At 71.6% G+C, this 14,217-nt stretch carries 12 protein-coding genes; 10 read left to right on the forward strand and 2 right to left on the reverse strand.

Translation table 11 applies throughout. The features are described from left to right. The first annotated feature begins 129 nt into the window (after window positions 1-129). From ACNFOC_RS22570 to ACNFOC_RS22610, 9 genes are all read left to right on the forward strand, one after another. On the forward strand, window positions 130-1,146 hold the full coding sequence (locus tag ACNFOC_RS22570; RefSeq protein WP_416960913.1) for an aldo/keto reductase: 1,017 nt from the start codon (window positions 130-132) through the stop codon (window positions 1,144-1,146). A gap of 400 nt (window positions 1,147-1,546) precedes the next feature. Then, entirely contained in the window at window positions 1,547-2,701 is a 1,155-nt protein-coding gene (locus ACNFOC_RS22575) for a 3-oxoacyl-ACP synthase III family protein (RefSeq protein ID WP_416960914.1), read from the forward strand. Further along, window positions 2,698-3,591, forward strand: a complete 894-nt coding sequence (locus ACNFOC_RS22580; protein WP_416960915.1) for an SDR family NAD(P)-dependent oxidoreductase — start codon at window positions 2,698-2,700, stop codon at window positions 3,589-3,591. Before ACNFOC_RS22575 ends, ACNFOC_RS22580 begins: the two co-directional genes overlap by 4 nt. Before the next feature lie 54 nt (window positions 3,592-3,645). Beyond that, window positions 3,646-4,440, forward strand: coding sequence for an AfsA-related hotdog domain-containing protein (locus tag ACNFOC_RS22585; protein WP_416960916.1), 795 nt, complete (start codon window positions 3,646-3,648; stop codon window positions 4,438-4,440). Continuing rightward, window positions 4,437-6,308 carry an acyl-CoA dehydrogenase family protein gene (locus ACNFOC_RS22590; protein ID WP_416960917.1) on the forward strand — a complete coding sequence of 624 codons (1,872 nt, stop codon included), beginning with the start codon at window positions 4,437-4,439 and terminating at the stop codon, window positions 6,306-6,308. Before ACNFOC_RS22585 ends, ACNFOC_RS22590 begins: the two co-directional genes overlap by 4 nt. Beyond that, window positions 6,305-7,375: a beta-ketoacyl-ACP synthase 3 gene (locus ACNFOC_RS22595; protein ID WP_416960918.1), complete on the forward strand. Its 1,071-nt coding sequence runs from the start codon at window positions 6,305-6,307 to the stop codon at window positions 7,373-7,375. Before ACNFOC_RS22590 ends, ACNFOC_RS22595 begins: the two co-directional genes overlap by 4 nt. Next, window positions 7,348-7,590: an acyl carrier protein gene (locus tag ACNFOC_RS22600; RefSeq protein WP_416960919.1), complete on the forward strand. Its 243-nt coding sequence runs from the start codon at window positions 7,348-7,350 to the stop codon at window positions 7,588-7,590. The genes ACNFOC_RS22595 and ACNFOC_RS22600 overlap by 28 nt, the downstream gene beginning before the upstream one ends. Continuing rightward, on the forward strand, window positions 7,587-8,822 hold the full coding sequence (locus ACNFOC_RS22605) for a beta-ketoacyl-[acyl-carrier-protein] synthase family protein (RefSeq protein WP_416960920.1): 1,236 nt from the start codon (window positions 7,587-7,589) through the stop codon (window positions 8,820-8,822). The genes ACNFOC_RS22600 and ACNFOC_RS22605 overlap by 4 nt, the downstream gene beginning before the upstream one ends. A gap of 263 nt (window positions 8,823-9,085) precedes the next feature. Further along, entirely contained in the window at window positions 9,086-10,345 is a 1,260-nt protein-coding gene (locus ACNFOC_RS22610) for an NsdA family TPR-like regulatory protein (protein ID WP_416960921.1), read from the forward strand. Window positions 10,346-10,386: 41 nt separating this feature from the next. On the opposite strand, the gene ACNFOC_RS22615 is transcribed toward ACNFOC_RS22610, so the two are convergent. Beyond that, a complete protein-coding gene (locus tag ACNFOC_RS22615; RefSeq protein ID WP_416960922.1) occupies window positions 10,387-11,253 on the reverse strand; it encodes a DUF3592 domain-containing protein in 867 nt (288 codons plus the stop codon). Between the two features lie 66 nt (window positions 11,254-11,319). Next, a complete protein-coding gene (locus ACNFOC_RS22620) occupies window positions 11,320-12,435 on the reverse strand; it encodes a hypothetical protein (protein ID WP_416960923.1) in 1,116 nt (371 codons plus the stop codon). Window positions 12,436-12,672: 237 nt separating this feature from the next. Between ACNFOC_RS22620 and ACNFOC_RS22625 the strand changes: the two genes are divergently transcribed. Beyond that, the gene (locus tag ACNFOC_RS22625; protein ID WP_416960924.1) at window positions 12,673-13,815 is read left to right on the forward strand and encodes an NAD(P)/FAD-dependent oxidoreductase; all 1,143 of its coding nucleotides are present in this window, start codon (window positions 12,673-12,675) and stop codon (window positions 13,813-13,815) included. Window positions 13,816-14,217 lie beyond the last annotated feature (402 nt).

Consider the following 14,217-nt stretch of genomic DNA (forward strand, 5'->3'; position numbering starts at 1 on the left):
GGTGACCTGGGGAGCAGCCGCTCCAGAGGGGGTCTGCTGGACCCCCGGTCGGAGCGGGTCTCCCACCCCGGCCGCGAGCGGTGCTCGTCTGGTGGAAGGCATGTAAGCCCGCACCTGGAGGTACCTCTCATGAAGCGCAGGATTCTCGGCGGCACCGGCATGTCGGTGAGTGAGTACGCACTCGGCACGATGATGTTCGGCGCGATGGGCAACACCGACCACGACGAGTCGGTCCGCATGATCCACACGGCACTGGACGCCGGGATCAACCTCGTCGACACCGCCGACGTGTACTCCGGCGGCGAGTCGGAGGTGATCGTCGGCAAGGCGCTGAAGGGCCGCCGCGACGACATCGTCCTGGCCACCAAATTCGGGCTGGCGATGGGGGAGGACCCCAATCGGGGCGGCGGCTCGGCCCGCTGGATCCGGCGCGCGGTGGAGGACAGCCTGCGCCGGCTGGACACCGACCACATCGACCTCTACCAGATGCACCGCCCGGACCCGCACACCGACATCGACGAGACCCTCGGCGCCCTGTCGGACCTGGTCCGGGCCGGGAAGATCCGTGCTGTCGGCGGCTCGTTCTTCTCCCCCGAGGAGATCGTCGAGGCCCAGTGGACGGCCGAGCGGCGCGGCCACCACAGGTTCCGCACCGAGCAGCCGCCCTACTCGATCCTCACCCGCGGTGTGGAGAGCCGGGTGCTGCCCACCGCCCAGCGCTACGGCATGGGCGTGCTGACCTTCGGCCCGCTCAACTCCGGCTGGCTCTCGGGCCGTTCGGATCCCACCGCCGGACACCGCAGCGCCGGCGCGGGGGCGAAGATGTTCGACCTCACCCAGCCGGGCGTCCGGGCCAAGGCCGACGCCGTGCGCGAACTGACCGCTCTGGCCACCGAGGCCGGCCTGCCGCTGCCGCATCTGGCCACCGCTTTCGTCCGCACCCATCCGGCGGTCACCGCGGTACTCATCGGCCCGCGCCGCCCGGAACAACTGACCGACCTGCTCGCCTCGGCCGACGTGGAACTCGGCGACGACATCCTCGACCGCATCGACGAGATCGTCCCGCCCGGCGTCGACGAGAATCCCGGCGACTTCTACATCGACCCCACCCCGCCGATCACCGACAAACGCCTGCGCCGCCGCTGAAGCACACCCGCGTCCATGGCCGGAATTCCGTCGGCCGCCTCGCCCGAGCCGCATGCCTTTGTGAATGCCTGAGGCTTTGCCCGTGCGGGCCCCGCACGTTCGGACAGCCGTAACGGTGAATTCTGTCCCGATGTCGATTTCGGTGAAAGCCGGATTCAACACGCTCAACATTCCCGTGTCCTGTCCGGCATCCCGTGGTGAATCGGCGTGGATCGGCGTGGATCAGCGTGAATTGGAGTGTTCGGAATCGCAGGGGGTGTAAACCGAATTCGGCGAGTGCTTCGACGCCTTCCTTCGCGCCCTGCTGGACATCGTGTCCGGCGGGCAATCTGGCGGAAGCCGGCCGTTCGTACGGAAACCGGCGAACTCGCGAGCCCCGCCCGCCATTTGGAGGTACACGGTGTCCCCAGCGCCGAGCATCGGCGTCCTCGCCACCGGCACGTGCTTACCCGAGCGCATCCTGACCAACGACGAGGTCGCCGAGGCGGCCGGCGTCGACCCCGACTGGATCGTCCAGCGCACCGGCGTACTGCGCCGACACGTCGCGGAGCCCGAGCAGGCCGCCTCCGATCTCGCCGCCGAAGCCGTGCGGAAGGCGCTCATCGCCGCCGGTCTCCCGGCGTCCGCGCTCGGTCTCCTCGTCCTCGCCACCTCCACCCCCGACGAGTTGGGACCGTCGACCGCGTGCCGGGTCCAGGCCCTCGTGGGCGCGGACCAGGCGGTCGCCTTCGACGTGGCGGCGGCCTGCTCCGGCTGGCTGTTCGCCGCCCGTGTCGCCCATGACTGGCTGCGCGCCGGTACCGGCGAACGCTATGCCGCCGTGGTCGGCGTCGAGGTCTACTCCCGGTTCGTCGACCCGGCCGACCGGGCCACGGCGGTGCTGTTCGCCGACGGCGCGGCGGCGACGATCCTCGGGCCCGTTCCGGGAGGGACGGGGTTCGCCTCGATCCGGCTGGGGTCGGACGGCACCGCGGCGGGCGACGTCCTCATCCCGGCCGGCGGCAGCCGACTGCCCGCCTCCCCGCAGACCCTCGCCGACCGGCGGCACAAGGTCCACATGGACGGAAAGGCCGTACGGGACTTCATCCTGCGGATCTTCCCCGAGGTCCTCGGCGACGCCCTGGACCGCAACGGCCTGCGCCTGGCGGACGTCGACCTGCTGATCTCCCACCAGCCCAACCCCCTCCTCCTACGGCGTGCCGCGGCCGACGCCGGAGTGCCCGCGGACCGGGTGGTGATCGTCGGGCACGAGGTCGGCAACATCGGCGCGGCCTCCATCCCGTACGCCCTGGCGAGCGCGGACCGGGACGGACGCCTGCGCGTCGGTAGTCGCGTGCTCGTCACCGCGTTCGGCGCCGGTCTGACCTGGGGGAGCACGGTCCTCACCTGGACCAGGGCGCAGCGGCACGGCGCGGTCCCCGCACCCCGAACCGCAGCGCCTCGCACCGAAGTGCCTCGCACCGAACTCCCCGGCACCGAACTCCCTCGTACCGAAGCCCCTCGCACCGCGAACCCTCGCACCGCGAACCCCCGCACCGAAGGAGCCCAGTTGTGACCGAGCCCCTCTCGTCCGCCGTCGCCGACTCCGCCGACCCCGCAGCTCTCGGTGCCCTCGCCTCCCTCTTCCGTCTCGACGGCGCCCGCGTCCTGGTGACCGGTGCCTCGCGCGGTATCGGCCGTGCCATCGCGGTCGCCTGCGCGGAGGCCGGGGCGGATGTCGCGCTGGCGGCCCGTAGCGGCGAGGCGTTGCACGACGCCGAGCAGGAGGTGCGCAAGCTCGGGCGCCAGACCGTGATCACGTGCGGTGACCTCGCCGACTCCGGGACGGCCGCCCGCCTCGTCGACGAGGCGGCCGCCGGACTGGGCGGACTCGACATCCTCATCCACAACGCGAGTGTCTTCCCGGCCGACGACACCGGTACGTCATATCTCGTCCCCTTCGCCGAGAGCGGCTCCGCCGAGTGGGACCCGCTGCTCGCCGTCAACATCGGAGCCACCGTCGACCTGTGCCGCGCCGCCCACCCTCACCTGGCCGCCTCCCCGAAGGCGGCCGTCGTCCTGGTGTCGTCCGTGGCCGGACTCATCGCCACACCGGCGATGGAGGCCTACGCCGTCACCAAGGCCGCCCAACTCTCCCTGATGCGCTCGCTGTCCGTCGGCTGGGCCCGGCAGGGCATCCGGGTCAACGCCCTGTGCCCCGGCTGGGTGCGCACCGACATGACCGAGCCGATGCAACAGCACGCACCCCTCTCGGACTGGCTCATGAGCCATGTACCGCAAGGCAGGTGGCTGACGTCCACGGAAGTCGCCGCCGCCGCGCTCTTCCTGGCCGCGCCCGCGGCCTCGTCCGTCACCGGACACGCCCTGGTCTGCGACGGCGGGGTGTCCGTCCCGGACGGTGGCCTCGCCGGCATCCCCAAGCCGGCCTCGCCCTTCGCGGCCTGAACCACGTATGCGCCCCGTCCCACACAGCCCCAACCGCCAGAGCAGGAGCGACAGATGACGGATCAGACGCACAGCCCGGAGACGAACGACGACGAGTCCCTCCACCAGGACGCCGCGGCCCTCCATCAGTGGGTGGTGGGCGAGTCCTTCCAACACGCCAGTGTCCAGCCGGACTTCACCACGGCGGCCCAACTCCGCGACCGCCTGCGTAGCCAACCCCCCGACCAGGAACGTCCGTTGCGCATCCGGCCCGGACTCGGGGTCGACGACACCGAGTGGAGCGACCTGACCTCCGAACTGCTCAAGGCCTACGGCGCGGCCGTACTCCCCGAGGGCCGGCCGCCGAACGCCGTGCCCCGGCACAGCGTCCTCAAGCACAGCCGCGACAACGTCCTCATCGGCGACGCACATGTCGAAGGCGACGCGTTCCAGGCGCAGTTGGCCGTCGTCAACGACACCGAGATGCTCAGGGACCACACCGCCGACCAGCAGCACGTACCCGGCATGCTCCTCATCGAGGCGTCGATCCAGCTCGTCACCTGGGCGGTGTCGGAGATCTGGCTCCCACCCGCCGGTCGTCCCCCCTACTACGCCGTGATGCACGCCAGCGCTTTCGAGTTCAGCCGGTTCGTGTTCCCGCTGCCCACCCTCCTCACGGGCACGTTCACCCGCACCGGTCCGGCCGAGGACGACAAGATCCCCCTGAGCGCCGAGGTGCGGGTGCGACAGGCCGGCCAGGACTGCAGCCGGGTCCGTATCGACCTGCACGCCTTCCGGCCCGCCCTCGTCTTCGCCATCGAGGACGGCCAGGCCCGGCGCACCCTGCTGCGCGCCGCCCCCGCCGCATGACCGCCGACCAGGCGGCCACCGAGGCCGCGCACCCGCTCCGGCGACTCCTGCACGGCGACACCCGACCGGACGTCGACGCCCTGGACGGCCTGCTCGACACCCCGCCGTTCAAACGGTCCGCACCGCCCTGCGGCCCCGAACGCCACGCCCGGACCTACGACCGGATGCGCGCTCTGGGGGAGTGGGTGGGCGGAGCGAACGCGCTCCAGTACGACCCAGCCCGGCTCCTCGCCGTACTGGAATGGTCCGCCACCGTCGACCCACCCCTCTTCCTCGCCGGCACCGTGCAGTACGCGGTGTGCGTCGCGGCCATGACCGAACTCGGCAGGCCCGGCCCCTACTTGGACCCGCTGATCGACGAGGTCGACCGGCACGAGACCTTCGGCTCCATCATGATCACCGAGGTCGGCCGCGGCAACAGCCACCTCGCCACCCGCACCGAGGCCCGATTCGACCCCGCCACAAGGGAGTTCACCTTACGGACGCCCGACCCCGCCGCGGCCAAGTTCATGTCCCACGTCGCCGGCACGGGCCGCGCCCACCTGGCCATCGTCTACGCCCGCCTCCTCCTCGCCGGCCAGGAGCACGGGGTGTTCCCCTTCGCGGTCCGCATCCGCGACGCCGACCGGATCACGGACGGCATCCACATCACCGAACTCCCCGAGACCACCTCGGTCCCGCTGAACTACGCCCTCGTCACCTTCGACAACACCCGTGTCCCCTACGACGGTTGGCTCCGCGACGACGCCTCCATCGCGCCCGACGGCGAGTTCTCCGACCCCCTCGGCGACCCGGACCGACGCCTGATGCGCTCCCTCTCGGTCTCCTCCAACGCCTCCACCGGCGCCGCGGCCGCCCTCACCGCGGCGGCCCGCGCCGCCGTCACCATCGGCATCCGCCACAGCCAACACCGCCTGACCATGGGCCGGTTGCGCACCGACCTCCCCGTCCTGAACTACCGCACCCAACAAGACGCCCTCTACGGCGTCCTCGCCGAGGTGTACGCGTGCAGCTTCCTCGTCACCCGGATCAAGGCACAGTACCTACGGCAGCGCAGCGCCCCCACGGACCTCTCCGCGGCGCACCGCCCGGTGTGGGCACCCTGGGCCTCGGTCAGCCGCGAACAGGCCCTGACCAAGGTCGCCGCGACCCGCATCCTCCAGAACGCGGCCGGTGTCTGCCGCGAACGCGCGGGCGCCCAGGGCCTGTTGACCGTGAACCGGCTCCTTGAGTACGAGGGCCTGGCGCAGGTGTACCAGGCCGCCGCGGGCGACAACCTCCTCATCCTGCTGGACGCGGGAAAGCAGCTCGTCGAGGACCTCACGCACACCGTCCCGGTCCCGACGGCGGTGGGCGATCTGGTGTCCCCTGGTGGGTCGTTGGCGCTGGCGCTCCTCCGGGAACGCGGCCTCCTCGCCGAGCTGCGCGGCCGTCTCGAAGGCGTCCCCGTGGAGGAGAAGACCGCCTTCGAGACCTGGAACCCCCTGCTCCCGGACCTCGTCACACTCGCCGACGCGCACCAACAGCGCCTGCTGCTGGAGGCGTTCGCGGCGGCGGTCGCCGAGGCCGGGTCCACCCCCGACGACACCGGACAGGCACCCCACCTCCCGGCGCTGCACGCCCTCCACACCCTCTACGCCATGAAGTCGCTGGAACAGACGCTGAGTTGGCACCTGGAGAACGGATCACTCACCTCCTCGGAGGCCCTCCGTGTCCACCGGGAACGCGACCGGGCCCTGGACGCCGTACACGCTCATCTCGCCGTCCTCCTAGACGGATGCGCGCCGCCGGACGCGCGGTTGAGGGCTCCGATGGCCGAACAGGACGTCGTGGCGGCCCTGTTCGCGAGCGCCGGGCCGACAGCGTGACCGCCGCCGCGGTGATCACCGGCCTGGGGGCCGCCCTGCCACCCGACCGGATCACCAACGAACAACTGGTACGCGAAGGCCTGGACACCTCGGACGCATGGATCCGGGGCCGTACCGGAATCCACAGCCGCCATCGCGTCCGCCCGGGCACCGCGACCGGCGATCTGGCGGAGGCGGCCGGGCGCGGCGCACTGGAGTCGGCCGGCGCGCACGACGCCGGTCTGCTGATTCTCGCGACCACCACTCCCGACCGCCGATGCCCGGCCACAGCACCGGAGTTGGCCGCACGCCTCGGCATGACCGGCACTCCGGCGTTCGACCTCGCGGCCGTCTGCTCGGGCTTCGTCTACGCGGCCGCCGTCGCCTCGGCGGTGCTGACGGCGGGCGTGTATGACAGCGTGCTGCTCGTCGCGGCCGAGACGTACTCGACGATCGTGGACCCGCGCGACCGGGAGACCGCCGTCATCTTCGGCGACGGCGCGGGCGCCGCGTACCTGACGCGAGGGCGCCGAGGTGACCCCGGAGCCCTGGTCGACTTCGACCTCGGCAGCGACGGCACGGGCAGCGACCTCATCACGATCCCCGCGGGCGGCTCGAGTTCGCCGTACACCGACGAACTGCCGCGCCAGGAACGCTACTTCCGCATGCGCGGTCGGGAGGTGTACGCCCGAGCCGTACGGCAGATGGCCGCCTCCTCGCGCACGGTCCTCGACCGGGCCGGCTGGTCCACCGACTCCGTCGCCGCCTTCGTCGCGCACCAGGCGAACCAGCGCATCCTCGACTCCGTGGCCGACCGGCTGGGCATCCCGCCGGCCCGCTGTCACGGAAACCTGCGCGAGGTCGGCAACACCGCGGCGGCCTCCCTTCCCCTCGCCCTCGCCGACACCGCCGCCCGCGGCGCGGTGCCACCGGGCGCCCGCACCCTGCTCACCGCCTTCGGCGGCGGCCTGACCTGGGGCTCCATTGCCATGACGTGGCCCGAGGCGAAACCCGTACGGCACACACCCCGACCCCGCCCCACACACAAGGAGAGCGATTCATGTCTGCCGTCTACGACCACCTCGTGACCACACTGAGCGGCAAGTTCGAGGTGCCCGCCAACATGGTCCGACCGGACATCTCCTACGACGACCTCGGCCTCGACTCCCTCGCCGTGATGGAGCTGTTCCTGACCCTCCAGGAGGAGTGGGCGGTACCGCTGGAGGACTCCGAGGCGGTGGGCACCCTCACCGTGCGGGAGACCGTCGACCTCGTCGAAAAGCTGAAGGCGGAGTCGTCGTGACAGCCGTCGGCGGCAGGCCGGAAGTGGCGGTGACCGGGATCGGTCTGGTCACTCCGGCGGGCATCGGGCGCGAACGGACCTGGGAACGCGTCTGCTCGGGCCGCCCCACGGCCACGGACGACCCGGAACTGGAAGGCCTGCCCAGCGGTTTCTCCTGCCGTGTCCCCGACTTCGACCCGGCCGCCCTGGTGCCGGGAGTCCAGCACTGGCGCGTCGACCGCTACACGCTTCTCGCCCTCGCGGCGGCGCGGGAGGCGGTCGCCGACGCCGGTCTTGCGCCGGAGACGTGGGACGGCGACCGGGTCGCCGTGGTCATGGGCTCGGCCGCCGGCGGTATCGCCACCCTCGAAGCCCAGCAGGACCGGTTACGGGAACGGGGGCCAAGCCTGGTGTCCCCGCTCACGCTGCCTATGTTTCTGCCCAACATGGCGGCCGGCCACATAGCCGTCGACCTGCATATCCGCGGGCCGAACATGCACACAAGCACGGCCTGCGCCTCGGGTGCCACGGCGATCGGCATCGCCGTGGACCTGCTCCGCTCGGACGCCTGCGACATCGCGCTGGCCGGCGGCGCCGACGCCATGGTGACCCGGTTCTGTGCCGCCGCCTTCGCCCGCATGGGAGCCCTCTCCCGACGGGCCGAGGACCCGGCGGCGGCCTCCCGCCCCTTCGACACGGACCGCGACGGATTCGTCCTGGCCGAAGGCGCGGGCGTCCTCGTCCTCGAACGCACCCCCGACGCCACCGCCCGCCGCGTCCGTCGCTACGCCACCCTCGCGGGCCACGGCGCGTCCGCCGACGCCCACCACCAGACGGCACCCCACCCGCGGGGAGCGGGCGCCGAACTCGCGCTGCGGCGTGCGCTGTCGGACGCCGACGCGTCACCCGCAGACGTCGACCATGTCAACGCCCATGGAACCAGCACCCAGTTGAACGACCGGGTCGAAGGAGCCCTGATCGAACGGCTGTTGACCGGCCGCCCGTCCGTGACCGGGACGAAAGGCGTCACCGGCCACCCGATGGGCGCCGCCGGAGCGATCGAGGCCGCACTCACCGCCCTGACCGTGTTCCACGAGATCACGCCACCCATCGCCAACCTCCAACGCCCGCTCGACGAGGCCGAGTTGGACTTGGTGAGCGACACGGCCAGAAACGGCAAGGTCTCCCTGGCGCTCAGTGACTCGTTCGGCTTCGGCGGACAGAACGCGGTGCTGGCTTTCCGGCCCGCCTGAGCGGGCGGGTTCGGCGTAGCACATGTCGAACGGATCAATCACCGTGGTCACGCCTCTCGATGAGCTGGAAATAGTGGGCCGGGAATCGAGGAAAGGATAATGATCGATATCTTTTGGGCGGGCCGAGGCGCGGCGCCTTACCGCCGAACGGGTCGTCCCGTTCTTCGGTCGATGCGTCCGTGCGCTGGACCATGCGCCCCACCAGGGGTGATGTGATACCGGAACGCGGACGGACGACCCGGCTCGCCCGACAGGAGACGCGGATGGCGCGAACGCGCATTCCCAATGTCCGGCTGCGCGCGCTGATCGAGGAGACGGAGTGGACCCAGGGCGGCCTGGCGCGGGCGGTGAACGCCGTGGCGGCCGAGACGGGGACGGTCCTGCGGTACGACCGGACCACGGTGGCCCACTGGCTGACGGGCAGCCACCCCATGCCACGGGTGCAGCCGCTGGCCTGCGAGGCACTCAGTCGGCGCTGCGGTCGGGTCGTCACGGCCGAGGAGGCGGGTTTCGCGGGCCAAGATCCGGTTGTCCCAGCGCAGTTGGCACCTCCGGACGCCAATGACCTTGTCGCTCTGCTGCACGAGTTGTCCGGCCCGATCACCTACCGGCCCGCGCGGCCCCGCCCCGCGAGCCGCGCGTCGAGTACGGCGGCGGCGGTGGTGGTGGTCGGGGCGGCGAGGGTACCGGGCACAAGGAACTCGGCGGCGTTGTTCTTCACCCGGATCCTTCAGGCGCAGGGCGGCGGCTTCGCCCGCGGCACCCTGCGCACCTACCTGGCCGAGGCGGTCGCCGGTCAACTGCGCGGAGCGCGGAGCGAGTTACGGCGCGAGCGGCATGCCGAGGCGTCACAACTCGCTCTCGTCCTGGGCCGTATGTACGCGGACGACCTGCGCAACGGTGAGGCCCAGCGCTGCTATCTGGCGGCACGGGAACTGGCGGTGACCGCCGGGAACCGGGAGTTGACCGTGATCGCCCTGCGGACCCTGAGCGTCCAGGCGCATGGCCTGGGACATCTGCGGATCGCCGACGAGATCGCCCGCGCCGCTGTCAGCACCGCGCGTGACGCACCTCGTGCGGTACGGGCCTTCGCCCAGGCCCAGTTGGCGGTCACGGCCGCGAGTCGCGGCGAGCGCGAGGACGCGTTGCGCGCACTCTCCGAGGCCGAGGGCGGCGTAGGCCCGGAGGAGTCGGGGCGGCACCCGTTCGAGTCCTACGCGCGTGCCGACTTCGAGTTCCAGAGGGGCGAGGCGCTGATGGCGCTCCGCGAGCCCGCGGAGGCGGTACCCGCCTTCGAGTACGCGCTGGCCGCCCGCGCCCCGGATGACCGGCGGGGCGCCGCACTGACCCGGCTGCGGCTGGCGGACGTACTCCTGCCGCTGGGACGCGTGGACGAAACGCGCGCCCTGGAACGGGAGTTGAGGGAGGACGCGGAGGGGTTGCGGTCGGCGGCGGTCACGCGGCGGAAGCAGGAACTGCGGCGGTCGCTGTCGCGGTTCAGCGGGGGCCGGAGCGCCGTATAGCGGGCGGCGGTTGGGAGGGGGCACGCGCCACCTGCCGGGCCTCACAGTGCGACAGCAACTGCCCCCACGGCGACCGTCGTTGCCCCGATGACAAGGGCTAGGACGCTGAAGACGATCTCCGATGTGCGGGAACGGTGTTCCGACGCGAGGTCCAGGGTGAAGAGGGCCGGGTTCTCGGGCGTGTAGTGGACCGTGATGTCGCGGCCGAATGAATTCGTCGGGTCCGGCAGTCCGTCGGGGCAGTAGGCGGTGACGGCTGCGCCCTCGTGGGTGGTGAAGGTGATGACCGGCGTGTGGCCGGTGGAGGTGGAGCCCTCGTTGTCGGTGCTGGTGTCCGTGAGGACGGCGACGACACGGCCCTGGACGGGGGGCCGGGAGGCCAACGCGTCGATACGGCGGCTTGCCTCGCGTGCGCTCTGGGGCAGGTAGAAGGTGACGGAGGCGGTCCAGGGCACGCCGAAGCCGAGCAGGGCCCAGGGCCAACCCCAGTCGACCGCGGCGAGGACCACCAGACCGACGTAGAGGAGGAAGACCGCGAAGTCGGGCCAGGCGCGACCGTGCCGGTTCGCCGAGAGGTCGGTGGTGAAGCGGTAGGCGTGCGGTCTGCCGCGCCGGTAGCGGATGCCGATCTCGCGGCCCGTCCAGGCCGCGGTGATCCGGTCGCCGTGACCGGCGTCGTTCGTCACGGTCAACTCCTGCCCGGTGGACGGGTCCTGGAAGGAGACGACCACGGGTATCCCGTCCTGCTGGGAGCTTCCGTGCCGGGGTTCCCGTACCCGCTCGATCCGGCCCATCACCCGGACCGCGCGCTGGGCCCGAGTCACCCCGGCCAGCGACAGGCCGTAGCCGAGCAGCGCCCACGTGCCGAACACCGCGCACCACAGCACCAGGTACTCGTGCCAGCTCATGTCTCTTTCTCCTATTTGCGATGGGGCACCTGCCGAGTACGCCGATGCCGGTCCGGAGCGGTGCTGTCAGCGGGCCGGGGTGCGCCGTACCACCTCGCCCTCGCCGTTCGCCTCCAGCGAGGCCGTGCCGTCGGAGCCGGTCACGCCGACGCGGATGGTGACGGTGCCGGTGAGGCGGTCGGTGGTGATCTGCCAGGTCTGCGGGGAACGGATGCCGAGGGAGGACCTGGCCTCCTCGACCAGCGCGGGGAAACGCTCGTACGGGACGGAACCCGGGTCGAAGTCCGGGGCTTGCGAACCGGTGGGGGCGAACACGACCGACAGCAGGCGTTCTTGGACGACGACGGTGAGCGCTTGGCCGGTGTCCTTGCTCTTGCCCTTGGTCAACGAGTCGATGGCACGGCGTAGTTCGCCCTTGTCGAGGAAGGACTGGCCGGTGCCGAGAGTGACCGTGCCGGACGCCGACGACACGACCGTGGTCGACGATGTGGAGGAGGTGGAGGAGACGGAGGGCTCGGCGTAGGAGGGCGGCTGCACGGAGTTGTCCTTGTCGAACAGGTCGGCGCGGAACACCAGGATCACACCGGCCGCGGCGAGCAGGAGCGCGAGCAGCGTGACGAGGCCCACGGCACAGCCCGCGGACGGTTCGCTCACGACGGCCGGTCCCGGCGCCGGGTCGAGACGGGCACCGGCCGCCCGCTCCTCCCACTCCGGTGTCGGCCGCTTCACGATCCGCACCCGCCGCAGCCGGTCCGGCGGGTACTGGACCACCACGACGCCGCCGGGGCGGTAGTCGGGCAGGTCGGCGAGGTTGATGTGCTGCGTGAACTGGACGCGGTACGCCGGTATGTCGTCGTCCGGGGCGACCGTGACGTCGAAGCGGACCGCCACGTCGCTCGTCGCCTCGCCCCCGACGGCCTCCAGGCTCTCGATCCGCGCGATAGCCGTAAGGGGCGGGATCGCCGCCTGGCGGGCACGTCTTGGCACACCGGCGAGGAAGAAGAGCAGGCCGTAGACCGCGGGCAGGCCCACGCCCGTGACGCACAGCGGCACGCTCTCGATGACGCAGCCGACGACGAAAGCGGCCGACGACGCGCCGATCACACCGCCCGTCAGAACCCCTCGGGCGAGGGCGACAGGAGTGTTGCGCGTGGGCGGCGGTGCGCCCTTGGTGATCGTCACACGGGCGATTGTGCCGGGCCCGGGTGATCGCCAGTAGGCGTGGAAGGTATCGATACCGGCACGTATGCGGCACCGTACCGGCATGCACTCGGCACCCTTCCGCCGCTTCTGCCGTATCCACCACTCGGCCGTCGAGCGCGGAGCCCTTTTCCGGCCCGTTCGTGGTGCTCACCGGTGCGCATCTTGCATGCTGGGAACGGGAGTTGAGTTCGTCCGTGATCCGGGAAGGGGGCGTTCGTGAGGAACGGGTCAGGTAAGCGGCCCCGCCGTGTCGCTGTCGTCGGAGTGGGCATCCTCGGAGCCTGCGTGGGCTGGAACCTGGCCCGGCGCGGTGCCGAAGTGGTCCTCGTCGACGCCGGTCGGCCGGGCGAGGGCGTCACCAACTGGTCCTTCTCGTGGGCCAACGCCAGCAACAAGACCGTGAGCAGGCCCTACTTCGACCTGAACGTCGCGGGCCTGGCAGCGCACCGAGAGCTCGCCGGGATCATCGGGCCGGACTCGTGGTGGTATCCGAGCGGCCATCTGCGCTGGACGGACGATCCCGTGGCGGAGGCGAAGTTCCTGAACACCGCCGAGCTGCTGGGCAGTTGGGGCTACCGGGTCGAGATGTCCACGGGGGCCGAGGTGCGCCGCCGCCTCGAACCCGCTCTCGCGCTGCCCGACGAGGTTCCCGTCATGCTCTACCCCGACGAGGCCTGGGTGCACGGACGTCGTCTCGTCGACCGCCTCGTCGGCCAAGTCGTCGCAGCGGGCGGAGAGTTACAGTCCGGCACCGAGGTGCGTGACATCGGGGCCGGTACCGACGGGAGCGTCCGGACCGTCGCCCTGTCCGACGGCAGCCGTCTCGACGTGGACATCGTCGTGAACGCGGCGGGCCCGCGCGCCTCCCACGTCGCCGGGCTCCTCGCACGGGACCTGCCGATGCGCCGGGAACCCGGCGTCGTCACCCGGATCGACTGTGCGCACGTCCCGATCGGCCGGGCCATGCACGCGCCGCACATCGAGATGCGCCCTGACGGAGACGCCTCGATGGTCCTCCACAGCCGCGAGATCGACGCACTCATCGACACGACCGACACGACCGACACCGGTGAAGAGGCGGCGGAACTCGCCCAGTTGCTCCACGAGTCGGCGCGGCAGGTCGTTCCGGAGCTTGCCGACTCCCGTATCGCACAGGCCCGGGTGGCCCACCGGCCCATCCCGGCCGACGGCTTCCCGTCAGTGGGAGCGGTGCCGTCCGTGCCGGGCTACTACGAGGCGGTCTCGCACAGCGGCATCACGCTCGGACCGGTGATCGGCCGGCTGCTCGCTGCCGAGATCCTCGACGGGGAGAGGGACGAATCGCTCGCGGACTTCCGGCCGGAGCGCTTCTCTCCATGACGGCGCGGGCAAGCGCCACCGGTGGCGCGAACGGGCGGGCGCGTCTGCGTCCGCCCGGTGCCGACGTGGCTCGTCGCGGTGGCTGTCTACGGCGTGCGACGGCGCAGGAGCCGCTCCCGTGTACGCCGGCGGTGGTCGTCGTCGGCATCGTCCACCGGCTTCCCGGGCGGGCCTGCTCGGCTGGGCTCGTAGGTCGGCGCCGTAGCGGCATCCACGTGAGTCGGCGGATACCGACGTGACTCGGCGCTGACGTTGACCGGCGGTGGCGATCCGGCATCAGCCGATGGACGGCGGGGGAGTGGCGGCGCCTCGTCGGCGACGGCGAGCCCCCTCGTCACTGCCGCCCGCCCTCGACACGTCCGTACCGGACGAGGAGTTGACGCCCAGTCAGCTGTCCCGGAG

The sequence above is a fragment of the Streptomyces colwelliae genome (assembly GCF_048158785.1).
Classification (GTDB): Bacteria; Actinomycetota; Actinomycetes; order Streptomycetales; family Streptomycetaceae; genus Streptomyces.